24 protein-coding genes and 1 pseudogene are annotated in these 25,016 nt (G+C 31.8%); 15 read left to right on the top strand and 10 right to left on the bottom strand.

What is annotated here, in order from left to right; all coding sequences use genetic code 11:
- Positions 1-76: 76 nt before the first annotated feature.
- The 5 genes and pseudogenes from BM319_RS18960 to BM319_RS18935 form a co-directional block, all read right to left on the bottom strand.
- Complete coding sequence (locus tag BM319_RS18960; protein ID WP_091024176.1) at positions 77-1,006, bottom strand: PucR family transcriptional regulator; 930 nt, start codon at positions 1,004-1,006, stop codon at positions 77-79.
- A gap of 237 nt (positions 1,007-1,243) precedes the next feature.
- Positions 1,244-2,419: a YheC/YheD family protein gene (locus tag BM319_RS18955; protein WP_069033857.1), complete on the bottom strand. Its 1,176-nt coding sequence runs from the start codon at positions 2,417-2,419 to the stop codon at positions 1,244-1,246.
- Positions 2,416-3,453: pseudogene (locus BM319_RS25260) on the bottom strand (YheC/YheD family endospore coat-associated protein). Before BM319_RS25260 ends, BM319_RS18955 begins: the two are co-directional and overlap by 4 nt.
- Positions 3,454-3,770: 317 nt before the next feature.
- The gene (locus BM319_RS18940) at positions 3,771-4,856 is read right to left on the bottom strand and encodes a YheC/YheD family endospore coat-associated protein (RefSeq protein ID WP_069033856.1); all 1,086 of its coding nucleotides are present in this window, start codon (positions 4,854-4,856) and stop codon (positions 3,771-3,773) included.
- Positions 4,857-4,874: 18 nt separating this feature from the next.
- On the bottom strand, positions 4,875-5,969 hold the full coding sequence (locus BM319_RS18935; protein ID WP_091024169.1) for a YheC/YheD family endospore coat-associated protein: 1,095 nt from the start codon (positions 5,967-5,969) through the stop codon (positions 4,875-4,877).
- 173 nt (positions 5,970-6,142) lie between these two features.
- Between BM319_RS18935 and BM319_RS18930 the strand changes: the two genes are divergently transcribed.
- The 6 genes from BM319_RS18930 (at position 6,143) to BM319_RS24830 (ending at position 11,172) form a co-directional block, all read left to right on the top strand.
- Positions 6,143-6,499: a YlbF/YmcA family competence regulator gene (locus tag BM319_RS18930; RefSeq protein WP_069033854.1), complete on the top strand. Its 357-nt coding sequence runs from the start codon at positions 6,143-6,145 to the stop codon at positions 6,497-6,499.
- A gap of 208 nt (positions 6,500-6,707) precedes the next feature.
- The gene (locus tag BM319_RS18925; RefSeq protein ID WP_069033853.1) at positions 6,708-7,577 is read left to right on the top strand and encodes a Cof-type HAD-IIB family hydrolase; all 870 of its coding nucleotides are present in this window, start codon (positions 6,708-6,710) and stop codon (positions 7,575-7,577) included.
- Between the two features lie 124 nt (positions 7,578-7,701).
- Entirely contained in the window at positions 7,702-9,189 is a 1,488-nt protein-coding gene (locus tag BM319_RS18920; RefSeq protein ID WP_069033852.1) for a coproporphyrinogen III oxidase, read from the top strand.
- Between the two features lie 72 nt (positions 9,190-9,261).
- The gene (locus BM319_RS18915; RefSeq protein WP_091024167.1) at positions 9,262-10,050 is read left to right on the top strand and encodes an enoyl-CoA hydratase; all 789 of its coding nucleotides are present in this window, start codon (positions 9,262-9,264) and stop codon (positions 10,048-10,050) included.
- A 373-nt stretch (positions 10,051-10,423) separates the two neighbouring features.
- Positions 10,424-10,972 (top strand): YrrS family protein, encoded by a 549-nt coding sequence (locus tag BM319_RS18910; RefSeq protein WP_286143830.1) that lies wholly within the window; start codon positions 10,424-10,426, stop codon positions 10,970-10,972.
- Positions 10,973-11,004: 32 nt separating this feature from the next.
- Positions 11,005-11,172: a hypothetical protein gene (locus BM319_RS24830; RefSeq protein WP_175403491.1), complete on the top strand. Its 168-nt coding sequence runs from the start codon at positions 11,005-11,007 to the stop codon at positions 11,170-11,172.
- On the opposite strand, the gene BM319_RS18905 is transcribed toward BM319_RS24830, so the two are convergent.
- Positions 11,158-11,343, bottom strand: a complete 186-nt coding sequence (locus BM319_RS18905) for a YhzD family protein (RefSeq protein WP_069033849.1) — start codon at positions 11,341-11,343, stop codon at positions 11,158-11,160. The two genes, BM319_RS24830 and BM319_RS18905, sit on opposite strands and share 15 nt — an antisense overlap.
- A 338-nt stretch (positions 11,344-11,681) precedes the next feature.
- On the opposite strand from BM319_RS18905, the gene yhaM reads away from it, so the two are divergent.
- Together yhaM and BM319_RS18895 are read left to right on the top strand one after the other, a co-directional pair.
- Positions 11,682-12,620: a 3'-5' exoribonuclease YhaM gene (yhaM, locus tag BM319_RS18900; protein ID WP_069033848.1), complete on the top strand. Its 939-nt coding sequence runs from the start codon at positions 11,682-11,684 to the stop codon at positions 12,618-12,620.
- 68 nt (positions 12,621-12,688) lie between these two features.
- On the top strand, positions 12,689-12,892 hold the full coding sequence (locus BM319_RS18895) for a sporulation YhaL family protein (RefSeq protein WP_056472082.1): 204 nt from the start codon (positions 12,689-12,691) through the stop codon (positions 12,890-12,892).
- Positions 12,893-12,919: 27 nt separating this feature from the next.
- On the opposite strand, the gene BM319_RS18890 is transcribed toward BM319_RS18895, so the two are convergent.
- Positions 12,920-13,741: a peptidylprolyl isomerase gene (locus BM319_RS18890; protein WP_069033847.1), complete on the bottom strand. Its 822-nt coding sequence runs from the start codon at positions 13,739-13,741 to the stop codon at positions 12,920-12,922.
- A gap of 430 nt (positions 13,742-14,171) precedes the next feature.
- Here BM319_RS18890 and BM319_RS25255 point away from each other — a divergent pair, with 430 nt between their 5' ends.
- A complete protein-coding gene (locus BM319_RS25255; protein ID WP_084006891.1) occupies positions 14,172-14,255 on the top strand; it encodes a YjcZ family sporulation protein in 84 nt (27 codons plus the stop codon).
- 98 nt (positions 14,256-14,353) lie between these two features.
- Entirely contained in the window at positions 14,354-14,443 is a 90-nt protein-coding gene (locus BM319_RS18880) for a YjcZ family sporulation protein (protein WP_097973758.1), read from the top strand.
- 283 nt (positions 14,444-14,726) lie between these two features.
- On the opposite strand, the gene BM319_RS18875 is transcribed toward BM319_RS18880, so the two are convergent.
- Together BM319_RS18875 and BM319_RS18870 are read right to left on the bottom strand one after the other, a co-directional pair.
- The gene (locus BM319_RS18875; protein ID WP_069033846.1) at positions 14,727-15,287 is read right to left on the bottom strand and encodes an HTH-type transcriptional regulator Hpr; all 561 of its coding nucleotides are present in this window, start codon (positions 15,285-15,287) and stop codon (positions 14,727-14,729) included.
- A gap of 353 nt (positions 15,288-15,640) precedes the next feature.
- Positions 15,641-16,078: an HIT family protein gene (locus BM319_RS18870; RefSeq protein ID WP_069033845.1), complete on the bottom strand. Its 438-nt coding sequence runs from the start codon at positions 16,076-16,078 to the stop codon at positions 15,641-15,643.
- A 1,898-nt stretch (positions 16,079-17,976) separates the two neighbouring features.
- On the opposite strand from BM319_RS18870, the gene BM319_RS18865 reads away from it, so the two are divergent.
- The 4 genes from BM319_RS18865 to BM319_RS24405 all read left to right on the top strand — a co-directional run bounded on the left by BM319_RS18865 (position 17,977) and on the right by BM319_RS24405 (position 21,243).
- Complete coding sequence (locus BM319_RS18865; protein WP_069033844.1) at positions 17,977-18,714, top strand: ABC transporter ATP-binding protein; 738 nt, start codon at positions 17,977-17,979, stop codon at positions 18,712-18,714.
- A complete protein-coding gene (locus tag BM319_RS18860) occupies positions 18,711-19,931 on the top strand; it encodes an ABC transporter permease (protein WP_091024163.1) in 1,221 nt (406 codons plus the stop codon). Before BM319_RS18865 ends, BM319_RS18860 begins: the two co-directional genes overlap by 4 nt.
- A gap of 12 nt (positions 19,932-19,943) precedes the next feature.
- Positions 19,944-20,672 (top strand): EcsC family protein, encoded by a 729-nt coding sequence (locus BM319_RS18855; RefSeq protein WP_069033842.1) that lies wholly within the window; start codon positions 19,944-19,946, stop codon positions 20,670-20,672.
- 397 nt (positions 20,673-21,069) lie between these two features.
- Positions 21,070-21,243 carry a hypothetical protein gene (locus BM319_RS24405; protein ID WP_175495652.1) on the top strand — a complete coding sequence of 58 codons (174 nt, stop codon included), beginning with the start codon at positions 21,070-21,072 and terminating at the stop codon, positions 21,241-21,243.
- A gap of 16 nt (positions 21,244-21,259) precedes the next feature.
- Here the strand turns inward: BM319_RS24405 and BM319_RS18850 are convergent, their stop codons facing one another.
- The gene (locus BM319_RS18850) at positions 21,260-22,459 is read right to left on the bottom strand and encodes a M20 family metallopeptidase (protein ID WP_091024161.1); all 1,200 of its coding nucleotides are present in this window, start codon (positions 22,457-22,459) and stop codon (positions 21,260-21,262) included.
- A gap of 197 nt (positions 22,460-22,656) precedes the next feature.
- On the opposite strand from BM319_RS18850, the gene BM319_RS18845 reads away from it, so the two are divergent.
- On the top strand, positions 22,657-24,792 hold the full coding sequence (locus tag BM319_RS18845) for a transglycosylase domain-containing protein (RefSeq protein ID WP_069032932.1): 2,136 nt from the start codon (positions 22,657-22,659) through the stop codon (positions 24,790-24,792).
- The last annotated feature ends 224 nt before the right edge of the window (positions 24,793-25,016 follow it).

The raw sequence follows: 25,016 nt of genomic DNA, 5'->3' as shown, positions 1-25,016 counted from the left end.
AAACGTTTTTAAACAATGGCAAAGGTTCACAAAAAAATTAGCCTACTTTGTACAAGGTGCACAAAATAGGCGTAAATTAATTTTCATTCACGTTCTCAAGTAGATGAATGGCTAAAAATATAACTAATCCATCCTCAAAATGCTTTAAATCTATACCAGTTTGTTCCGAAAACTTATCAAGTCGATATTGAACAGTATTTCGATGTAAAAAAGCTTTTTTTGAAGTAGCAGTAACATTTAAATTTTGTTGAAGAAAGATTTTTACCGTTGAAAGAATTGGGTCATCAATTTTCATATCATTCAAAAATAAATTAGGTAATTCCTTTTGTAAATCATCTGGTATAAAGGAAAGGATATAATAAAGCATTTCTTTTGAAAACCAAAGTATATTTTTTTGCTTTTTTACGGATAATGCTTTTTTAAAACATTGATGTTCAATATCAAAATAAAGGCTTAGATTCGCTAATGGTGAATAGCGTTTTCCTACAAAAAAGGTAACGTCATGGTACAAGTCAGCTGCAATGATCTCTTGCATATGCTCTAAAAATTCTTTGTTAAATGGTTGATCGATTATTTTTTCAATAATGACGCCTTCCTTAGCAGAATTCCAAACCACTATTACTTCTTTATGAAAGAATGCATTAATTGCTTCCTCAAACTCAGTTTTACTAGAAAATAACTGATTGCTGTAAAAGTGAATAAAACGTATTGAAGTAGGGAGAAAAATATCGGTTTCGAAAGAGAAAGGATTATGTCCTTTACTGAAAAATAAATATTGAAACCATTCGGTTTGTGCTGATGGCATCAGAATTGTATCTGATTCTAATTTTGTAAAAAGACATTCCAGTAGGTTATTCTGTTCTTCTGATATTGAATTTTTTCTAATCCCGAAAATTTCTTGATTCTCAGTAGAAAACCAAGAATAATCCATATATGTACTTTCATCAGGCGTGATTGAAACAGACTCACTCCCAAATAATGTCTTAATTTTATCAATCATTTTCATTCATTACCTTCCGAAGCATTTTTCATTTTAGTTTATCATTGTTGGTAAAAATAAAAAAGAACAGTAGCTCAGACTGCCCGTCAAACGTTCGCTTTCTTCGTTGCTTCGCCTGTTGAGCGGTGCTCATTACCGTCTAGGGTAACTCCGCTCCTCACCAGCCTTCGCGCCTCGAAAGACAAACGCTTGCAATCAGTCTGAGACCTAAGTTTTTTGTACATTGATAGAGTTCCTTATAAACTACTGTTTAAAATTCGAAAGTTCATAAAATAGTCGAATTAAGTTTTCGAGTCCTTGTTCTTTTATCGCAATTTCGTCAAAGACCATTGGTTTAGAGTTAATTTCAAAAATATAGTAATGATTGTTTTGAATTCCGATATCCATTGAAAATTCATAAAAATGCGCATCATCCATATTTAAAGCAGTTCCTGTTTGTGTGACTAATTCTTGTAATAATGAAAAATTTAATTCGATCGGTAGTTCTTCAATCGTAATAATGCTACCACCTCTAGGTACATGAGTTGTAATAGCATTAAATGTTCCTACTCTTACACCGATACCGGAAAGAATATAATTATTTTCATTTTTATGTGCAAGAATTCGTAGATCAAACTTTCTTCCATCTGGTAATTCGCTCAGTATCCCTTGTTGACAAATAAAATCCTCGCTTAATGAACAAAGAAATTTCCAACAATCACTAATTGATTTCACCAGTTCTACATGAAATGCATTTCGGATTATGACTTCTTTATCATTTTTCAAGGAGAGCTTAAACACGCCAAATCCCTTTGAAGAATTATGCTTCTTTATATATAGAAATTTCCATTTTTTTAAATAGAAATATAAATCTTTTTCGCTAGATAAATCGATTGATTTTGGTATATAACTTTTTAAAAAGTCGTTTGAAGATAATATTGACGCTGTTTGTATTTTTGAGAGATATGATTCGTTAAAAAATGGAATGTTTAGTTGTGAGATTTTATCTCGGAAATTTTTATAATCATCGTTAGATTCGTACTGTACAGATGGGATCCGATTATAAATTACGTCTGGTAATGGGGAATATAGCGTAAGCCATTTTTTTGTTTTAAAACAAAACGTATAACATTTAACCGAATGACCAGAAAGGGCGGTAGGGGTTAATATGATAGGTATACCGCCATCAGATAATACCTTCTTACAAATTCTTTTAAAGGTTTTAATGTTTCCACTAAAAGGTAGCCGATCTTCGTTTGTTAAAATACCGATAATAGGACCTAAATGTGTTCCGGTTTTTTTTACCTGAAATTGTATGGAATTTAAACGATCGTCTTGTGATGGTAATATAGTAAGCCGATTATGGCCTATGGAATATCTTGATTCACTATGGTCATGTGACCAAGTATTTTTATCAAGATGATAAAAAACAGAGATCATTTCATTGAAACCTCGAGTTCATTACCCTTCTTGGAAAGATGAGTAGCATATTCCAAAAATAGTTTTTTAATCTGTTTGTCATTTTCTTGGAAACTAGGATTTGAAAAGATTGATCTTCCAGGTTTAGAATTCGCTTCGAACAGCCAAATTTTTTCATCCTTATCAACCCCTAAATCAAATCCAATTTCTCCGATATGACCATCTACTTGACGATCTAAAGATTCACTAATTTTTAATGCTGCTGTAGATAATTTATCATGTATTCTTTTCGCTTTTTCCTGATCAAATAATTCTTCAAGAGTTTTCACTCGACCACCGTTATTTAAGTGAGTAGTTGTGCTACCTTTTCCTGCTACTTTTGCAGCAATAACCGTTACATGCCATTTTCCTAAAGCATCCTTGTTTGTATGAACTCGGAAATCGACAGGCTGATGCTCGTAGCGTGTTAGTGAAATACCTTGTTGTACAATGAAGTCGTGTAACTTGGTGCTACGAAAAACATGATTAATTAAAGATTGGAGTGATGAGAATTTTTGAAGTTTATTTGTTTCAAAATCACGATATCTACAATAATAAATTCCTTCTTCTCGGTGGTAACGAATTCAATTGACTCTTGAACCGAGGCTACCATTTTCAGGTTTAACGTATACAAATTGGTATTTCGATAATAATTCTTCAATCGTGTCAAAATTATGGAACTTTACTGTTTTCGGAAGATAATGTGCAACTGATTTTTCATTTTTTAATTTTACATATAAGTCCCATTTATTGAAGAATCCAGGATTAAACCATGGAATTTTGTATTCTTTTTCAAGTTTTTGACGTACGCGTTTAATTGATTTATGAACCTCAACTTTTCGATTTGGTAATCTATTATAAATAACCGTTGGAAAAGGAACTACTTCTTTAGTCCATCGCTTATTCGTAAAGAAATAACCTTGAATGGTTTCAGATTCCCAATCGATCCCGTGAGTACCAAATACAAATATAAAACTATTTTTGTGATTGTTTTCTGCAATTAAGTTTGCAAACATAAAGCTACGATCTCCGATAGGGCGAAGTAATGACTCAGTAAAGCCAGCAGTGAAAATTCCGACAAGTGGCCCAAGCTGTAAAGTATTTCCGATAATAATGGGCTCAATAGAACCTTCAAAAGGTATACAGAGCATTTCGACTAAATGCTCTGATATCGAAATAATATTGTGAAGTGTATTCATCGTAACTAGTTGACAAGGATATTTTTTTTGACCAAAAGCAATATATTCAATATCTCTAGAAGTAGTAAGCTCTTCAGGTATACATACTAGATTCTTACTCTGTCGATGAGTAACGATTTTATAAACTTCATTCATTATTTAATTTCACTTCTTTCACTTTTAGATTTCGATTGTAAATGTAAACAATACTGAATAGGTGCTGAGTAAAGCTTTTGTTGGATAGAAGGGTCGGTTTGAAGTAAAACTTTTCTACCAGGCTTTGAATTAACATCTAAAATCCAGATGGCTTGATTTGAATCGATGCCTAAATCTAAACCTATTTCAAATAAAGGAAGAAAATTCTTTTCAAGTGTGATAGGTAATTGTTTACAAATTGTCTCAATATCTTGCTGTAATATTAAAGCAGTTCTTTGATTAAATTGAGTAATCCATTCTTCAAATGGAACTGCATTACTTCCCGCACTTAAATTTGCAACAATTGAATTAGGCTGACCAATGCGAATGCCTTTTCCAACAGCTTGCCACTCGCCTTTTTCATTTTTTTGTAAAAGGATCCTTAAATCAAATGCTTCGCGTGATTTTGTTTGGAGGTCTAGATAATTTTGATAAACATATCCTTTTGATTCAACAATTGGTTGAAGCCACTCAAAAAATTCATCTCGTGTTTCGTAAACAGTTTCAATTACTTCCTTTTGTTTTTGTGTTGAAACACTAATTGAGTAGGCACTTAACGTAATAAAATAAATATTAATTCCTCTTGAACCATGAATCGGTTTAATGACGAGCTTGCGCGTTTTTCTAAGTTCTTCAAAAAATACAGCTAAATGTAATAGTTTCTTTGTTTTAGGGATATATGGATTTAAGCTTTCATCAGTTGCTAGAGCCTGGTAAGTTTCCCATTTACCTGGCAGTCCATATCCTAAAAAAGTGATGTCTTTACGCTTTTTTAGCCAGTCAACAATAGGCTTTGCCTGCTTACTTTTAATACTTGGGGAATAGAAACAACGATCATAAATATAATTCGGTATTTCAAATGTTGTTTTCTCCCATTGTTCTGTTTCTGCTATATACTTCCAGCCCATAATTTCTTCAGTAGCTGGTTGAATATTGAAAGGGGTAAATTGAACGAATTCGTAACCAAGTTTACTTGCTTCTTTCGCCATATGCTGAACGTATTCACCTTCTTGTCTTTCTTTAAGAGATAAATAACCTATTCTCATTCTTTTCACTCCTTGTACTTATAAATATGATTGAACAAGAGAAAAAATAGCTTTTGTTGAGGGTCTAATTTTTTGAATTGGGTCTGAAACATGTAAATCCTTAGATGGCTTTGAATTTATTTCGATAACCCAAGGGTTAAATTGATTGTCTATAGCGAGATCTACACCAAACTCTGCGAATAATCCATCAAAGGAGGAGTCTATACATATACAGCATTCGATGGCTAATTCAATCATTAACTTTTTAAAGTGAATTCGCTCTTTCTTTGGTAAATAGTGACTTAAAAATTCATCAATTTTTTGAAGGTCTCCTCCGCGGGCTAAATTGCTTACAAACTGCGTAGGGTGACCAATCCTTGCTACAGTTGAAGTTACTTCCCATTTATTAAATTTATTTTTATGACATAGAAATCTAAAATCAACAAGTCGATCATCCTTACTGATTAAAGGTAAGCCTTCTTGGATGATAAAAGTCCGCTTACTTAATTGCTGTTTAATTGGATTAAATAGTTGAGAAATTGATTTATATTCAACTTCTACTTCGGAGTTTTGGCTATTTTTCAAACGATACAAATCTTTATCTTTTGTAACCTTAAAAATGTTTCTACCTTGGCTACCATGAACTGGTTTAATAAAAACCGTTTCATATTTTTGAATAAAATTCTCTAATTGTACGACTGAGCAGCATTCCTCAGTGTATGGAACGTATGGCTTTATATAGGCTGAATCAATCAGAGCTTTAAATACTTCAAGCTTATTTAAGAAGCGAGCATTAAAAAAAGGTATTTGCTGACTTGTTAGCGAAGAATTAAGTAATTTAAACTCTTTCGTTCGTTCAAGTCTTCTTGAATGAATACGATTATGAATGATTGAAGGGGCAGGTACATTCATTAAAGTCCAGCCATTTTCTGAACGTTTATATCCCTTTAATTCATTCGTTAGTAGCTTTTTAAATGTAGTTACATAGAAATCAATTTCAGAATCTCCGCATAACTCTGATAGTTCCTCACAAAGTGTCGTTATTGAACCGAGCGGATTTAATGACTCCTCATTGATTGAATCAGTTACTACAACAAAAGATTGGGGTTCTTGATTTTTAGGAAAAGATTGCAATGATTCTCCTCCTTTCCAAAATAATTGTCGTTGTATACTATGTGATATTCGCCTAGTTGGTGAATGACTTTATGAAATTTTTAGGGAAGAAAGTTTGATTTGTTTTAGAAAGACTGACATATAATAGAATGTTTGCTATAGTGGAGATACAAAAGTTTATAGGAGGTAGTAACATGGCTGTAAATATTTATGATATTGCATACTCACTACAAAACGCTTTTAAGGAGCAACCAGAATTTAAAAACTTACAATCACTTTACTCACAAGTATTAGCTGATCCAAATGCAAAACCATTATTTATGGAGTTTCAAAATTTCCAAAAGGCGATGCAACAAAAAATGTATCAAGGTGAAGCGGTTACACCTGAAGAAAATGCAAAAGGACAAGAAATTGTTGCAAGAGTGTCTCAAAACCCTTTAATTGCAAACTTAATGCAAGTTGAACAAAGACTAAATTTAGTCATTCAAGATGTAAATAAAATTGTCATGAGTCCATTAGAAGAATTTTATAAATCTTTACTTGAACTTTAATACTTAAAAGGCAGGATAAGAAGAGGATCATTCATTCTTTTACTTTTTCCTGCCTTTCTTAAAACCCTTTTATCATAAGAGAGACTTCATTGAAATGGAGTCTTTTTTAGTATAAGAATGGATATAATAACAGCCTATAATGTTCTAATTAAATGAAGCATGTCATATATTATAGTAAGGTATTTCTTCGCGAAATGGGGGAGATTAAGTGATTTATAAGTTACTTGCAATTAATATAGATGGTACTTTATTGCAATCCAATGGAAAACTCTCAAAAGAATCGAAAGAAGCTGTTGAATACGTTCAAGACAAAGGGATTTATGTAACCTTATATACAAGTAGAAATTTCCAAGCTACAAAAAAAATCGCAAAAGCTCTTAAGGTTAATAATCTTTTGGTCTCTCACTCAGGTGCCTTTATCTCTTCAAAGCTTGATGAACCATTATTTGAAAAGAGAATTGAAGAGGAAGAAGCTTATGACATCGTTAAAAAACTAGAAAAATATGATTGTAATATTCGATTGTCACATGAACATTTTTCAATTGGAAATCGAAAAAAATTACAATCTAATTTAGTGGCAAAAGCAGTTTTATCAAATGCTGATCCTGTCTTTTATCCAATCCAATTTGTTGAATCACTTTCAGATAGCATTCTGGAAAATTCAATATCACCGTTAAAAATCGAATGTTATTTCTCTGATGAAGTAGAGAAAAATAAAGTGAAAAAAGAATTGAATGCAAAGTATCCACATCTTGATTATTTATGTGATGAAGATCGTAAAATTGAAATCGTCCGAAAAGGAATTTCAAAATATTCAGGATTAAAACGATTAGGAGAGCATTTAGGAATTTCTTATCACGAAATGGTTGTAATCGGAGATAATTATAGTGATTTACCATTAATCGAGCATGCAGGTTTAGGAGTTGCTATGTCAAATGCTCCTGTAGAGATTAAAAAAGTTGCAGACTGGATTACAAGATCAAATGATCAAAATGGTGTTCCATATATGATCAAGGAGCATTTCAGGAAACAATTTCCACTGCCATTCTTAAAAACACATTTAAAAATCGAAAAATAAATAAAAGCCTGGTTTTCAAGAGAATCCTCTTCGAAAACCAGGCTTTTTCAGTGAATTTTAAATAATTGACCTCGCTACTCTTTAATTTTATACTTAAGTGATAACTTAAAAAGGTGATAAAAAAATGAAAATATATATTAAAGGCTTAGAGGATATTCGTTTTCAAAGACCGTTAGAGCTATTAGCTCAATTATTTTTTGAAGACTGTGATGTATCGTTAGAAAAAATAGATGCTGATATAGAAGTAAGTTTTGTACTAGATGAAGTTAATAAAAAAGTATCAGGTAAGTTAGATCCGAATTTCGAAGCAAATACAAGCTATGTAGATGGTAAAGATGATCGAGAATCATTTAAATTTAAAAAGAAAGCAGTCAACTTTGTCTTTTTATCATTACTACAAGAGCATACTGGAATACAGCAAAAGTGGGGAATCTTAACTGGTATACGACCAACTAAGCTCCTTCATTCAAAACTTAAATCTGGTATGTCAAAGGAAATGGCGCATGAAGAGTTACGGAATGACTATTTAATCCATGACGAAAAAATTGAATTAATGCAATCAATCGTTGATCGTCAATTAAAAGTAATACCAGATTTATATAACTTACAAAATGAAGTTAGTCTTTATATTGGTATCCCTTACTGCCCTACTAAGTGTGCTTATTGTACATTCCCAGCTTATGCTATTCAAGGGAAACAAGGTGCAGTCGATTCATTCTTATATGGATTACATTACGAAATGGAAAAAATCGGCGAATTTCTAAAGGAACGTGGAATTAACATTACAACGATTTATTATGGTGGAGGGACACCTACTAGTATTACAGCAGAAGAAATGGACTTACTGTATGCTAAGATGCACGAATCATTTCCAAATATGAAGCAGGTTCGTGAAATTACGGTAGAGGCTGGTAGACCTGATACAATTACACCCGAAAAATTAGATGTTTTAAATAAATGGAATATTGATCGAATTAGTATTAATCCACAATCCTATATTCAAGAAACTTTAAAAGCGATTGGTAGACATCACACTGTAGATGAAACAATAACAAAGTACCATTTAGCCCGTGAAATGGGTATGAATAATATAAATATGGATTTGATTATTGGTTTACCTGGAGAAGGGTTAAAAGAATTTCAATATACTTTAGATGAAACCGAAAAGTTAATGCCTGAATCATTGACTGTTCATACACTTTCATTTAAAAGAGCCTCAGAAATGACGCAAAACAAACAAAAATATAAAGTTGCAGATCGAGATGAAGTGCAGCAAATGATGAATGAAGCAACGGTATGGACAAAAAATCATAACTATCATCCTTACTATTTATATCGCCAAAAAAATATATTAGGTAATCTTGAGAACATTGGTTACTCTGTTGATGGTCAAGAAAGCTTGTATAATATATTAATTATGGAAGAAGAACAAACAATTATAGGTTTAGGTTGTGGTGCATCTAGTAAGTTTGTAAATCCAGAAACCCGTCAAATAACTCGTTTTGCTAATGCGAAAGATCCTAAATCATATAATGATGGTTATGAGCATTATACAAATGCCAAAATTAAGATTTTAGATGAATTATTTTCGAAAACTAATCAATCAAATTAAAGAAAAATAAAGGAAATTCCCCTTGCGATGTTTAATGTTTAAATTAACCATGAAAACAAGGGGGATTTTTTTATGTCTATTTCGAACACGGCAGAACATGTTTTATTAAGAAAAGAGGGACGAGTTGCGACTGTTGTTTTTAATCGACCTGAAGTATTGAATGCAATGAATGAAGATACATTCAGACAATTTCGAGATGTACTAGATGAAATTGCTAGCTCAGACGTTGATGTAGTCGTTCTATGTGGAAATGGAAAAGGTTTCTCTTCAGGTGGAGATTTAAAATCAATGCTAAGTAACACAGATGAGTCTGCCTTTGGTCCAGTAATGGATTTAATTTCAGATGTAGTAGTTAAATTATATACTTTACCTAAAATCGTTATTAGTGCTATTCATGGGCCAGCTGCAGGTATAGGACTTAGTTTTGCTCTTGCTAGTGATTTCGTTCTTGCTCACGAATCAGGTGTATTGGCAATGAACTTTATCGGAATTGGCTTAATTCCTGATGGTGGTGCACATTATTTCTTAGAAAAAAGACTAGGTGAAACAAAGTCTAAGCAACTAATCTGGGAAGGTAAAAAACTAAATGCAGCGCAAGCGCTAGAAATCGGTTTAATTGATGAAGTAATTAGTGGGGACTTTGAACAAAAAATTAATGAACGCGTGAAGTCTATTCTTCAAAAACCAGTAAGTGCGATGATCCAAACAAAACAAATCTATAGTAACGGTAACTTAGAGTCCTTAAAAAATGTACTTTTATTTGAAAAAGAAGGACAAAGTGCAATGAGAAGAACAGCAGATCATCAGGAAGGTGTACAGGCCTTTTTACAAAAGAGACTGCCGGTTTTTACTGGTAAATAAGGATTGTGAAATCGACTGGATTCGGTCGATTTTTTTGATTAGAGGAAAAGAAAAGATGTACAAATAAAATTAACAAAAGTACAATTAAATAACCTGAAATGTAATTAACAATCCAAAAAAAAATATAGTATTGAATATCACACACTATTTTCTTTCTGTAATCCAATGTTTTAAATATAAAAAAGAATAAATCATTAAAAATTAGATTGTCTATATTCTATTATGCACTAGTCTTTGTTGTTAAATTGTGTCTGACAATGAAAAAAACTTAACAGTTGTTTTACGAAATGGTTAATTTTAAAATACAAGACTATAAGTTTTTCTCCACTCATGGTAGAATGTTGACATTCTCAGTTTTGGGAGAGTGGTTAGATTGAAAAAGATTCAAAGCAATTCACGTACAACGTCAAGAGCGAAAAGAAAAAAAACAAAACTCATTTTATTTGGATCAATTGGAATCGTACTAATACTAATAGCGTTTATTTCGTATTCCATTTTTTCGCCGAATGATAGTAAGGCAGGATCTAAAAAAAGTGACTATGCATCGGCCAAAAACAGTGAAAAGAATGATGATAACGGTGTTAAAGAAACATCAACAACGGTTCAAACAATTGATGATGAAGATTCAGATGGCACTGCACCGGAAACACCAGAACAAACGGGTGCACAAACTGGTGGGAAGCATGTTACAAGTTATGATCGAAATTCTCAAGACTGGCAGGCAATGCTACAAACAATCTCTTCTGCTGCTGGAATAGATTCAGGCAATATGACTGTATGGTTTTTAGGAAGTGACAAAAGCAACCCAGGTGGCTCAGTCGGGACTGTATCAGCAAAGATAAAAGGCTCGCAAAAATATCGAGTATATCTCATGTGGGATGGCTCTGGCTATAAAGCTACAAAAGTTGAACCTGCTTCATAAAATGTAAATAGGATGCACTTAGAGGTAATCCTATGGCTGTCGAGAAATTCCCGACAGCTATTTTCTTAAAAGGATCGTTCCACGCCAAGCAGAAGTTGGAAAATGTTGAAACTTTGATTGGTACTTTAAACATTAATTTAGATCAAAAACAAACAAGCTGCGATCAATTTTCGCAGCTTGTTTTATTATGGATGAAATAAAAGAAGTTTACCAGTTTGGTTAATGCAACGGTGTGTTTTATCAAGTGCACCGAGTGTAGTAAGTTTTTCTGTACCAATTTTTTTTGCTTCTAAGTCAGAATTAGCTTCAAATTGTTCATCGACAATTGATTCGCCACTTTTTTCAAAAGCAGTAATTCGATATGTTGCCATGTCCTAGACCTCCCTAAAGTAGTTGCGATATTACTATTTTGGCATAGATTGAAAAGCTGTGTAAAGTAATAATTTGAATTATAAAAAAATTCAGTGCAGATATATAATTTTGACATTTGTAGGTTCGAACAGATTTTAAGAAATGTTAGATTATGTCTTAATTTTTTGTATGAACATTGTTGGGCTAAGCATCTATTTTAACGTATAATAGGATAAGTAAAACGACTAATACATAATTTGATTTTCCTTTTTTTATTTTGTGAAATTAATTTTCCAAAATATTTTAAGCTATTTACTTAAGTAGAGCTTAAGGAAGCATATACAAAATGGAGGTACTTATGGATAAAAAAGTATATGATCATGAAGTTGGCGAACGTTTTGTAACATTTTTATTTGTCAAAGCTGTTACTAAAGGTGTAGCAAGTAATCAAAAAACATTCTTATCTTTAACTTTACAAGATCAAAGTGGAGATATTGAGGCGAAGCTTTGGGATATTTCTTCAGAGCAAGAAGAAGCATATGTAGAAGGTACTGTTGTAAAAGTTGAAGGGGAGCTACACGACTATAGAGGAAAACTTCAACTTAAATTACGCCAAATTCGTCCAACTAAAGATACAGACGAAGTTAATCCAGAAGATTTTTTCGCAAGAGCACCAGTTTCTAAAGAAGAATTATATGAGAAAATTACTTCATATATAAATAATATGACCAATGAAAAACTTAAAAAGCTTACTGAGTATCTAGTATTAAAAAATCAAGAGGATTTTCTTGATTATCCAGCGGCAACTAAGAATCACCATGAATTTGTTTCTGGTTTAGCATACCATGTTTTTTGTATGTTGAAATTAGGTGAATCAATTGCGAATTTATATCCTTCGATCAATAAGGATTTACTGTATGCTGGAATCATCCTACATGATTTAGGAAAAGTTAGAGAATTATCTGGTCCAGTTTCAACAAAGTACACTGTAGAAGGTAATTTGTTAGGCCATATCTCGCTTATGGCAATTGAAATTGGAAACGCCTCAATTGAACTAGGTATTGAGGGAGAAGAGGTTACTGTTCTGCAGCATCTTATTTTAAGTCATCATGGTAAGTATGAGTACGGTAGTCCAAAACTACCTTTAATTAAAGAAGCGGAAATTTTACATTATATTGATAATATTGATGCAAAAATGAATATGTTAGACCGCGCACTTGAAAGAGTCGAACCAGGAGAATATACAGAGCGTATTTTCCCATTAGAAAATCGTAGTTTTTACAAACCAAAATTTTAAATTAATCATACTTCCTCTTTATTAGCCATATAATAAAGCAAATGCTTGTCTACTAAGGAGGAAAATCAATGCCAATTTTACCATTTTGGATGTATATTGTGATTTTAGGAATTTTTGTAAGTGGATTTATGGTGCTTTATACCTCGAAACAAGAAAGAGATGCTGATGAAGCATTCATTGAAAAAGAGGGAGAAATTTACTTACAAAGAATTAAAGAAGAAAGAGAACGAAGAGAACAATTGCTTATTAACTCTGAGATTTCATCTAATTAAAAAACCTGCCATTAAGGCAGGTTTTTTTTATGATTTTTTCTCTTGGCTTTGTAAGTCTTTATCTTTTACTTTAAATTTAGCTTTTTTAAGAAGTTCATCAGAGAATGCTTGGAAGTTTTCTTGACTTAACTTAGACTCAGCAATTTTTTTGCGAGCATCTTTTTCGTTAGCAGTCTTTTTGCCAGTTAATTTAATAACATGGTATCCAAATTGTGATTTAACTGGTTGGCTAATTTCTCCAACTTTTAATTTATAAGCAGCTGCTTCGAATTCAGGTACCATAGCACCTTCTCCAAAATAGCCTAAATCTCCACCTTTATCTTTTGAACCAGTGTCAGTAGAATATTTTTTTGCTTCTGCTGCAAAATCTGCACCTTTAGCTAATTCATCTTCGACTTTTTTAGCTGTAGCTTCATCTTTTACTAGAATATGGCTAGCTCTAATTTCTGGTTTGTATTTTGCAAGGTCAGCTTTTGTTACTGAAGCTTCAGCAGCTTTTTCAGTTAATAAATCGATTTTAACACGATCTTTAAATGCTGCTTCATCTTTAAATCCGTACTGTGCTAAGAAAGCTTTAAATTGGTCACCATTTTGTGTTTTATACTCATTGAACTTAGCATCAACATCTTTATCACTAACTTTGTAGTTTTTCTTTAAATAATCTTCAATAGCCATTTGCTTAAGCATTGCTAATCCTGCTGTATCCTTCATCTTATTATATAAATCTTTAGATGTGATATCTCCAGCATTAGATGTAGCAACAACATCGTTACTAACACCAGCAGATCCACATGCTGCTAGTCCGAATACTGAGGTAGCTAAAACTGCAGATACGATTAACTTTTTCATTTAAACATCTCCTAATAAAAATTTAAAATGATTTCTTATAAAGAAAAATTTTACATATTAAAGTATGGAGCTTAAATCTTAATTTTTCCTGTATTTAGACATACCTTTTACTGGAAATTACTTCACTTAATATAACATATTTTTCTACAATGTGACAAAGTTTATCCAAAAAAAGAATAATTTGGTATGCTTTTTAATAAAAAATTAATTAATTTTAAGGAAACTTGAACTAGTTTTAAATGAAATGTAGGCACTATGAGATGAGGTAATAAATGAATGGAGATTTCTATTTTTTATATTTTAACACCTGACTTTGCCTAAAAACCATGCTTATCCAGCAAATTAAAAACTTGTCAATCGTGACATTCGCCCAATCATTTAAGGCATTCGTCTATATATTATTATGGATTACTGTTAGGAGGGTGGAAAAATGGAGGGGAAAGCATCGCGTGAATTTGTATTAATCGTGATCCTGTTTATTTTGTTAATCATTATTGGGTGTTCATTTATATAAGTAGTATGAATCTTCAAAAATGAAGGTTATTTATACATTTGCCCAGACCATTTTTTACTACACGCATAAGATAAGATATGTAGCAAAAGGAGGTGTGAATGATGGGCGTAGGATTCCATGGTGGAGGATTTGCGTTAATCGTTGTATTGTTCATCTTATTAATTATCGTAGGAGCAGCTTGCATCTAATTTGTAAATAAGACAAATATTCGACCGGAGGTATTGTACCTCCGGTTGAGTTTTTATTCCAGATTGAAATAATTAATGATGTACATATTCTTTGTCTATTGAAATTTAGAAATAAATGAAAAGGAAAATGAACCTGAGGGTTTCAAAGAGGTATTTATGTGAAATTTTGAACAAAAGTGGCCGAAATAAAAAGCGGAAGGATTTAATTAATCTTACCCCGCTTCTATTTATTTGTACAATTTCAAATGACATATAAACTGAAATTGTAGCTTTAAAGAAGATATTAAGGTTTCTTAATTAAACGATTATCTTCTTCGATGAATTCTTTATCTATGTTACCTAACGTTGTTTCAAATATATCCATAAAATCTTTTCCATAAATATTACGTAAAATAGCCATAATTTCCATATTTTCTGGAAATTTACCATAAAATTCTTTTAATGGTAAGGTACCTTGAAAAACTGAATTTGTCTCTGGATCAAATTCACCTAGAATCTCTAATAGCATTTCTTTACCTTTTTCTGTTAATTCAATATACGTATTACGTTTATCTTCTACTTTTTTAGAAAACACTAATAAACCACGTTCTTCTAGCTTTTTAGAGAAGTTAAAAGCAGTTGATACGTGCATTACACCAAATTTAGCAATTTCAGAAATAGACGCACCCTTTAAGTGGAAGGCGATCATTAAAATATGATGTTCATTGATATTTAAATCATAGGGCTTAATCCATTGTTGCCAGTCCTTTTCAACTGACTTCCATAATGCTTTGGAAATTTGGGCAATTCTTTGACTAAAAATCAAAGCTTCTTTCATTGTGTATAATTTTTGTTCAGTTTTCATCAATTCACCTTCTTTTCTATTTAACTATCTATTTATTATTATGCCAATAATATGTGAAGAAATAAAGAACTTTTAGTTAGAATTTTTAAAAATTTTCACAAAGTAGTTGATAAAATTCTACATTTTTATATTATAATTAAGTGTTGCGGGTTGTAAAAATTATGTTTATATAATAATTTTAACGAAACTATAGAGTGATTGTCGATAAAATATTATTGGTAATATAGTAAATATATAATATAAATCTATAAAAATATAGTGTAAAATGCAGGATTTAGATTAAAATTACATAAAAAAAACAAAAACAGGAGATATGCACTCTCCTGTTTTCGCATTTAAAAGGGATGGTTTTATTATTTTTTAATAATGTTATTTTCGATAGATTTTGCAATCTCTTGTAGCGTTTCATTTGTGTATTGATTTTGGTTTGAAAGCCATTTTACATCAAAGCCATCATTATTTCCGTATCGTGGTAAAATATGCATATGATAATGAAATACAGTTTGACCTGAAACTTCACCACTATTATTTAAAATATTTACTCCTTGAACATTAAAAGTTTCTTTCATTGCATTAGCAATGTGAGGTACTTTTCGGAAGTATGTACTAGCTGTCTCTTCACTCATTTCGAATATGTTTTCAACATGATCCTTTGGAATGACTAATGTGTGTCCTTTTGTAACTTGACTTAGATCTAAAAAAGCTAAAATATCATCATCCTCGTATACCTTTGATGCTGGAATGCTACCTTCAACAATTTTACAGAAAATACAATTAGCGTCATGTGCCATTTTTTATACTTCCTTTCACTTTTTTCCTTATTTTAACATAGGCGTATGTTAAAGGGGAAATAGGGGCAGGTAAAAATAAACAAGAAGCAACCTATGTTGCTTCTTGATGAAGGGGAAAACTAATGGAGTAATTATAAATTGTCTTTAACAGACACCTCATTTGCTTAAATGTTCAATAAATTGGTACACCTTATAAGAAATTTATATGCTCTGGTCGAGACACCTCATTTACAAATTGGTATACTAAAACCTTTGTTTAAAAGTGATAATGTTCAAGCTTACCATCTCCTTTGATGTTTTCACTGCTGTTTTATACAACGATGTTTTATCTATGGAGAAATTTCACTTCAACAACTACCCTTGCATAGGTTTGAACGCAAATTAAATTACCTTTAACACACACCTCATTTCAAATTTTGAACTGGAAAGTGTGTTGCTTTCCCTTCAAGAATTATGATGCCCTGTATTAAAGAAAGTATGCAAAAACAATAAAAAACTTTGAAAAGCAGAGAGAGAATATTAAAGATCAGGAAATTTCAGAAACAAAACAAAAACACAAGCTTAATAATGAGGATTTAAGTGGAAGTTAAGACTAAATTTATTTTGGATCATCAAGAGTATAGATAATTGAAGTTATATTTTTAAAAAATGTTTTCAGGGGGAACGGGAAGGCCGAGCGCTCGTAGGAACAAACCTAGGTGGAGCAATCATCTTGACATTACTAATTTAAATTACAACTTCTTTTCAACAACATAAAACAAGAAGCAACCTAAGTTGCTTCTTGATGAAGAGGAAAGATTAATGGAGTAATTATAAATCGTCTTTAACAGACACCTCATTTGCTTTAATGTTCAATAAATTGGTACACCTTAAAATAAATATATATGCTCTGCTCGAGACACCTCATTTACAAATTGGTATACTAAAACCTTTGTTTTTAAGTAATAATGTTCAAGCTAACCATCTCCCTTGATATTTTCACTGCTGTTTTATACAACGATGAATTATCTTGTGAGACAATCACTTTAACAGTTACCTTGCACAGGTTTGAACGCAAATTAAATTACCTTTAACACACACCTCATTTCAAATTTTTGAATTAGAAAGTGTGTTGCTTTCCCTTCAAGAATTATGATGCCCTGCGGTAAAGAAAGTATGCAAAAACAATAAAAAAATTTATAAAGTAGTTAAGACAGGGAGAGATAATTAAAACAGGAAAGTAGAAGATGTTTGGAAGAGATCCCAGTTAATGTGGAAATTGGGACCATAAAAAGTATAGATAATAGAAGGAAGTAGTTAAAAAAAAGATTAACTATGGGCGAGATACAAGAAGTTAATGACCACGTGACATCAACAAAATAAAACAAGGAGCAACCAATAGTTGCTCCTTGATGAAGGGGAAAGATTTTAGAAAAGATTTTAGGTTAATAAGTTAAATTGTCTTTAACAGACACCTCATTTGCTTTAATGTTCAATAAATTGGTACACCTATAAATAAATTATATGTTCTGCTCGAGACACCTCATTTACAAATTGGTATACTAATGACCTTTGTTTTTATAGATCCTGTTCAAGCGCACCATCTCCTTAGATTTTTGCATTGCTGTATATGACAACGATGTTAATCTTTGGAGATACCTCATTTCACTTAAACAATTATCCGACTTAGGTTTGAACGCAAATTAAATTTCCTTTAACACACACCTCATTTCAAATTTTGAACTAAGAAAGTGTGTTGCTTTCCCTTCATGAATTATAATACCCTTAACCTAAAATAGTATTCAAAAAAAGAAGGATTTTTTTTTAGTATTCCATAAATAGGATAATAAGGAAGTTAAGAATATTATTTGATACAATAAAATTTATAGGAAAAGTACATTTGAAAGGATTTGTAAAGAATGACTTTATTGCATGTAAAAGATGTCACAGGTGGATACACTAGACAGCCTGTCATTAAAGATGTCTCATTTACGATTAATAGAAATGAGCTTGTTGGGTTAATCGGGTTAAATGGTGCCGGTAAGAGTACGACTATAAAACATATATTAGGACTTTTGAAACCATCTAAAGGCGACATATTAATTAATGGTGAATCATTTGAGAAAGATCCAACTGCATATCGTGCTAGCATATCATATGTTCCTGAAACACCGATGATTTATGATGAATTAACTTTACAGGAACATCTTGAAATAACAGCCTTGGCATATAATATTCCAGAAAAAGATTTTAAAAAACGTAGTGAAGAGCTATTAAAAACATTTAGATTATATGACAAAAGAAAATATTTTCCTTCGACCTTCTCTAAAGGGATGAAACAAAAAGTAATGATCATTTGTGCCCTTATTGTCCAACCACAGTTATACATAATAGATGAACCTTTTTTAGGACTAGATCCAATCGCGATAAATGATTTACTTGAGATTTTGAACAATGAAAAAGAAAAAGGAGCAGGCATTTTAATGTCTACTCATATTTTATCGACTGCTCAAATTTATTGTGATTCATTTATTATTTTGCATGAAGGAGTAATTATTGCAAAAGGTACATTAAACGAATTACAAACTCAATATAATATGCCAAATGCTTCATTAGATGAAATTTATATTTTTGCAACGAAGGAAAAAGAAATATGAGTACGATAAAAGAATTATGGTTAGCACGGTTTAGGAGCTTCATTAAAGAAATGAGTAAATATGGTCGGTATATCTTTAATGATCATATAAAATTTGTAATTGTTTTTGGATTTGGAGGAGGAGCATATTATTATCAACAAATGCTAAAAACAATTTCTCCAGACTTTCCAGCTATTTTACTAATCGCTATTCTTTTTAGTTTTCTTGTTGTAACAGGTCAAGTAACTACTTTTTTTAAAGGACCTGATTTACATTACTTATTACCATTAGAAAAAAAGATGAAAAGTTACTTTGTCCGCTCCTTTTTAATTACGTACATCTTTCAAGTATATTTAATGTTAATGATGTTAGGTGTGATTTATCCAATTTATAAGAAATTTTCACTAGGACAAACAACAAGTTTTATCGTCTTTATGGTAATAATTTTCTTATTAAAAGGATACAATCTCTTTGTTTCATTCTTACACCTTACAAATAGCGATGTTTTAAACCGAGCATTTGATTATTGTTTTAGGTTGCTAGGTACTTTCTTATTTATTTATGGTTTATTAAGTAAATGGAGCAGTTTTTTCCTTGTAATAATCATCGTAATCTTAGCAGTTTATGCATTATCTATTCAAATAGGTAGTAAAAATAAAAGAGTGCAATGGGAAAGAAATGTTAAACTTGACACTTCAAGATTAGCGACTTTTTATCGATTTGCGAATATGTTTACTGATGTGCCGTCTATTCAACAACAAGTTAAGCGAAGAAAATGGGCGGATCCAATCATTAATAAAATTAAAATGAGAAATGCTGCGAATTATTTACTAGTTCGTACATTCATCAGGAATGGTAACTTTTTAAGTATGTTTTTAAGACAACTGTTCGTAGGAGGATTTGTAGTTTACTTAGTGCCAACTACAATTGGGAAAATATTGATTGGCATTTTATTTCTTTATGTAATTTCCTTACAGAATATGTCAATTTTAAAACAGTATAACTATCATTTGTTGTGGAAAATTTATCCTTATACAAATGAAGAAAATAAAAAATCTATTTCGACACTTTTGTATATACTACTGATAATATGTAGTCTAGTTTTTAGTATTATTGGTTTAATAAAGGGCTTGTCAATTTTTAACTTTATTATGGCAATTGTTGTGTATACTTTATTTTCAATGTGGTTAATTAAATTTTATGTGCATAAAAGGTTAAGTAAGCCACAAAAATTGTAAAGGGTGGACAAAATGGATTCTTATGAACTTCGTATTCAGTACGAACTATCTAGATGGAAACAAAAAGTAATGTCCGATTCAAATATTTTTCAAACTTCTGCAAAAAAAGTTCAATTAAAGCTTCAATCATTATTACCAGAACAAATCCAAGATTTGCTTACAAAAACCGTTAAAAATATGATGGTTTTATTTATGGGAGGGTCTACTGTATTTAATGGCAGTGGTGAGGAGTATGAAGCATTAACACTTAGAGAAAGAGATTTAATTTTAGATAAAAAGTTAAACGAGTACAAAAAGATTTCAGCTGTAGAAGGTGCTGGTACAGGAGCGGGTGGAATTTTACTCGGTCTTGCCGATTTTCCGTTATTACTTGGAATAAAAATTAGATTTTTAGTTGAGGCAGCCAAAATATATGGTTACTCACCTAAAGATGAGCTCGAAAGACAGTTTATGCTGTATATTTTTCAACTTGCTTTTTCAAGTGATAGCCATCGGAAAAAAGTATTTCAAGTTATTGAAAAGTGGGAAGATAAAGTAGATGAAAATCCCCAAGTCAATTGGGAGCAATTACAACTAGAATATCGAGATCATATCGATTTAGCAAAACTTTTGCAATTAGTCCCTATTATTGGAGCACCGGTTGGAGCTTATGTAAATTATCAACTTCTTGAACAATTAGGTGAAACAGCTAAAAATGCTTATCGAATGAGGTATATGAAGAAAAAGGAAGATATCATCTAAGAAGTTACACTCTGAAAAGGAGAACTAAAAAGTTCTCCTTTTCAGAGTGTTGAAATATAAAATGGTAGGGAAAACGGACATTAAATGAACATTTAATAATGATGAAATTATCATTTTTCTGGATGTTCTTTTAATGATTTTAAATGTTAATATGTTCGAGCAATTTTATGATTCCAATAACACTAGACATGTTTTTTTCAGAAGTTGAAAATTAAGAGCTTATTCTTAGAAAAACAAATTCATTTGATTAATTTAGTTTAATGTTAGATATTAATAGAACTACAAAATGATTAATAAAAACTGCTAGATTACTCTAAGTAAAGGCTATTTGATTAGAATTTATTGCATACTTTTTTTGATGAAAAAGTTGATTGGAATGGAGGGGTGCTCGACTCCTATGGGATTAGCGGGAAGGCTGAGACCCCGCAGGCTTGCCGAGGAGGCTAAAGAATCTCGCCCCATGGAAAGCGAGCATCCTGTAATGGAAATCAACATCATTCTACTCCTTTTACGAAAATTTGGTAATTTAATTGACAAGGTTGTTTTTCAACAGCGTGAAAAGGAGAACTAAAAAGTTCTCCTTTTTTTTATTTTTGCTCAACTAATTTTTGTGATTGTTTTAATGAAGCTAATGTCACAGACCCTAGTGTTTTTGCTGCAATTAGCATTGCTTTTTCGTCAAAATCAAATTTTGGATGGTGATGAGGGTATGCATCTGTAACATGAGGAGGTTTAGCTCCTGTGAAGAAGAACGTTCCTGGTACTTTTTGTAAGTAGTATGCGAAATCTTCTCCGCCCATTTTAGGGTCCATTTCTTTTAATAGATTAACTTCATCAATTGATTCGGCTACTTTAACTAATAAATCAGTTTCTTTTTCATGATTTACTACTGGCGGATATCCATCATCGTACTTATATTCGTATGTAACATCATTTGCTAGACAAATCCCTTTAATGATTCTAGCTATTTGTTTTTTTACTTTTTCCTGTGTTTCCTTTTTGAACGTACGAACCGTTCCTATTAAAGTTGCTCGATCGGCGATTACATTAAAAGCATTTTTAGCTTCGAAACTTCCAATAGATAACACTACAGTGTCAATTGGATTTGTTTCTCGACTAACAACTTGTTGAAGTGCCATAACAAGTTGACTAGCAATTACAATGCTGTCCTTTGTTCGATGGGGTTCTGCACCATGACCGCCTTGGCCCTGGATTGTGATTGAAAAGCGATCAGCTGCTGCCATGATTGGTCCTTTACGATAACCAATTGTACCTAATTCTTCAATTGCCCACAAATGGGTTCCATAAACCTCATCAACACCGTCTAAACAGCCATCAGCAATCATAGAAATTGCTCCACCTGGTGCATATTCCTCTGCATGTTGGTGGAGTAACACTACCTTACCGTCCCATGAATCTTTTTGCTCATGAAGTGCCTTTGCTAAATATAAAAGTGTAGAAGTGTGACCATCATGACCACATGCATGCATAACGCCAGGCACTTTTGAGGAATAAGGAACATTTTTCTCATCTTGAATAGGTAGTGCGTCAAAATCAGCTCGCAGTGCGATTGTTTTTCCAGGGTTACGACCATTAATTGTGGCAACAACACCATTTCCACCGACATTTGATTTGAATGGAATATTTAATTTTTGATAAAAGTTTTGAATGAATTTTGCTGTCTCGTATTCTTTAAATGAAAGCTCAGGATTTTCATGTAGGTATCTACGTGTAGATATCATTTCCGGATAATATGAATCTAATAAAGAAAATAAATCTGCCATTATTTCACCCTCCTACTTACTATCTATATAACCTATTCAAGAAATGTAATTGATATCCTTCAAAATTAACTTCAATTAAGAAATGACGAAAAATGTATTTCCAAGGAAATATACATCGAAAAAAAGGAAATAATGACTTATTCATGGGAATAAATGGATATACTATTTGTTATATGGTAAGAGAAATGAAGGTGAAATAATTGAAAAAATGGGGATATTTAGCAATAGGACTGTTAAGTGTCCTGTTAATTAGCTTTGTTGGATTTTTACTAATCGTTTTCTTAGGTAATTATGTGATAGATGAAGATAAGTTAGTCGTCCATTCATCATCGGAAATGGTGGATTTAGAGGGGAATTTTGTATCAAAGCTATATAATGAAAATCATCAAATCGTTTCAATTAATGATATACCTGATTATACTAAACAAGCAGTCGTTTCAATTGAAGATGAACGTTTCTATAAGCACCATGGAATTGATACACAATCAATCTTTCGGGCTATAGTAAATGATATAAAAGCATTTAGTAAAGTACAAGGTGCGAGTACGCTTACTCAACAACTTGCAAAGAATGTTTTTTTGACGAACGACAAAACATTTATGAGAAAAACAAAGGAAGTAATTATAGCAATTAATCTAGAAAGAAAGTATACAAAAGATCAAATACTAGAAATGTATTTAAATCAGGTTTATTTCGGTCACGGGGTATATGGCATAGGCGGAGCGGCAAAATATTATTTCGGGAAAGATGTTAAAAATTTATCTATTGAGGAAAGTGCTTCGTTAGCAGCCTTATTAAAAGCACCATCACATTATGATCCTGTCACACAACCAGTGCGATCTTTAGAGCGTAGGAATCTAGTTCTTTATAAAATGCTAGATACGCATTATATAACTGAATCAGAGTATCAGAAAGCCAAAAGCAAACCAACAGTATTACATATTACAGAACAAAAATTTGAAAACGGATACGCTACATATATTGATATGGTTATAAAAGAAGCAAAAGAGAAATATGGCATATCATATGACCAACTTTTAAATGGTGGATACAAAGTTGTTGTACCAATTCATAAAAAGACACAATTAACCGCCTATAAATATTTTAAAAATGGAAACTATTTTCCGGGAACTGATCAAAATGCTGAAGGAGCATTTGTATTAATAAACTCTGAAACAGGCGGTGTAGAGGCGGCAATTGGAGGCAGAAATTATTATTTTCAAGGTTTAAATCGTATTAACGTGAAAAGACAACCTGGTTCAACAATGAAGCCTTTACTTGTCTATTCGCCAGCGCTTGAAACAGGAAACTACAATCCGTATTCTTTATTACCAAATGAACAGAGTGCGTTAGGAGACTATAAACCGAAAAATTATAATGGCGTTTATACGAAAACGATTTCGATGTTTAATGCATTAATACAGTCAGCAAATGTGCCGGCAGTTTGGTTATTAAATGATATTGGGATTGATAATGCAAAAGAGTATCTAGAAAAAATGGATTTGAATATCCCCGATCAAGGTTTAAGTATGGCGCTAGGAGGACTTAAGATTGGTTTAACACCATTAGAGCTAGTAAAAGCATATAGTGCTTTTGATCATGATGGAGATGCATTAGAACCTTTTGTTATTAATGCAATTTATGATCGAAACAATGAATTAGTTGCCGAAGCGAAAATTAAGGAATATAAAGTGTTTTCATCACAAACCTCTTGGTATATGACAAAAATGCTTAAAGGTGTTGTAAATGAAGGGACTGCTAGTAGAGGAAGTTTTACTGGCGATTTAGCTGGTAAAACAGGATCTACAAATATACCTGGCCAAACAAATGGAAACAAAGATGCATGGTTTGTAGGCTATACACCAGACGTTGTAGGCGCAATTTGGATGGGATATGATAAGACAGATTCAAACCATTTTTTAAGAAATGGTAGTACATATCCAACCATTTTATTTAAAAAGATTTTAAGTGAAGCAGGAAGAGAACCATCTACCAAATTTAAAAAGCCAAAAAATATAGACGATCTAGAATCACCGATAAATTTAGAGCCTATTTCAAATGTTCAATCAAAAGTATCATTTTCTCCATTTGGATTATTCACTGTCGTCATTAATTGGAATGCACCAACTGACCACAGACAACAATATCGAATCTATCGAGTGAAAAATGGCAAAGAGAAATTAATAGATACTGTTACTGGTTTAGATGAGTACAAAGATTCCTTTGTAAATGTATTTAATGTCCCTTCTTATTATGTAGTACCGTACAATCCTCAAACAAAAGAAGAAGGTGATAGGTCTAAACTTGTCAAACCCAACATAAGAAATAAGGAATAGACATTTTAAGGCTCTCCTTCTTATCAAATGATTTGAAGGGGAGTTTTTTATTTCCTATTAAAACTATGAGCGTAAAAACTGTATCTCTTAAAAAAGAATAGTAAAGAGATTAAGAATTTCGAACGATTAGATAACGATTAATCAAACATTAAAAAAGAATAATAAAACTCCTTTATTTAATAAAAAGTATTAATAAATAAAGATTATTAATTCGATATTTTAGA

Source organism: Bacillus sp. UNCCL81, assembly GCF_900112535.1.
GTDB classification, from domain to species: Bacteria; Bacillota; Bacilli; order Bacillales; family Bacillaceae_G; genus Gottfriedia; species Gottfriedia luciferensis_B.
The sequence above is the reverse complement of the archived record's forward strand: the minus strand, read 5'-3'. Positions and strand labels throughout refer to the sequence as shown.

Coding starts and splice junctions, on each gene's coding strand:
- BM319_RS18960 (WP_091024176.1), bottom strand. CDS start 1,006: ATGAAAATGATTGATAAAATTAAGACATTATTTGGGAGTGAGTCTGTT.
- BM319_RS18955 (WP_069033857.1), bottom strand. CDS start 2,419: ATGATCTCTGTTTTTTATCATCTTGATAAAAATACTTGGTCACATGAC.
- BM319_RS18940 (WP_069033856.1), bottom strand. CDS start 4,856: ATGAGAATAGGTTATTTATCTCTTAAAGAAAGACAAGAAGGTGAATAC.
- BM319_RS18930 (WP_069033854.1), top strand. CDS start 6,143: ATGGCTGTAAATATTTATGATATTGCATACTCACTACAAAACGCTTTT.
- BM319_RS18920 (WP_069033852.1), top strand. CDS start 7,702: ATGAAAATATATATTAAAGGCTTAGAGGATATTCGTTTTCAAAGACCG.
- BM319_RS18915 (WP_091024167.1), top strand. CDS start 9,262: ATGTCTATTTCGAACACGGCAGAACATGTTTTATTAAGAAAAGAGGGA.
- BM319_RS24830 (WP_175403491.1), top strand. CDS start 11,005: ATGGCTGTCGAGAAATTCCCGACAGCTATTTTCTTAAAAGGATCGTTC.
- BM319_RS18905 (WP_069033849.1), bottom strand. CDS start 11,343: ATGGCAACATATCGAATTACTGCTTTTGAAAAAAGTGGCGAATCAATT.
- yhaM (WP_069033848.1), top strand. CDS start 11,682: ATGGATAAAAAAGTATATGATCATGAAGTTGGCGAACGTTTTGTAACA.
- BM319_RS18895 (WP_056472082.1), top strand. CDS start 12,689: ATGCCAATTTTACCATTTTGGATGTATATTGTGATTTTAGGAATTTTT.
- BM319_RS18890 (WP_069033847.1), bottom strand. CDS start 13,741: ATGAAAAAGTTAATCGTATCTGCAGTTTTAGCTACCTCAGTATTCGGA.
- BM319_RS25255 (WP_084006891.1), top strand. CDS start 14,172: ATGGAGGGGAAAGCATCGCGTGAATTTGTATTAATCGTGATCCTGTTT.
- BM319_RS18880 (WP_097973758.1), top strand. CDS start 14,354: ATGATGGGCGTAGGATTCCATGGTGGAGGATTTGCGTTAATCGTTGTA.
- BM319_RS18875 (WP_069033846.1), bottom strand. CDS start 15,287: ATGAAAACTGAACAAAAATTATACACAATGAAAGAAGCTTTGATTTTT.
- BM319_RS18870 (WP_069033845.1), bottom strand. CDS start 16,078: ATGGCACATGACGCTAATTGTATTTTCTGTAAAATTGTTGAAGGTAGC.
- BM319_RS18865 (WP_069033844.1), top strand. CDS start 17,977: ATGACTTTATTGCATGTAAAAGATGTCACAGGTGGATACACTAGACAG.
- BM319_RS18860 (WP_091024163.1), top strand. CDS start 18,711: ATGAGTACGATAAAAGAATTATGGTTAGCACGGTTTAGGAGCTTCATT.
- BM319_RS18855 (WP_069033842.1), top strand. CDS start 19,944: ATGGATTCTTATGAACTTCGTATTCAGTACGAACTATCTAGATGGAAA.
- BM319_RS24405 (WP_175495652.1), top strand. CDS start 21,070: ATGGGATTAGCGGGAAGGCTGAGACCCCGCAGGCTTGCCGAGGAGGCT.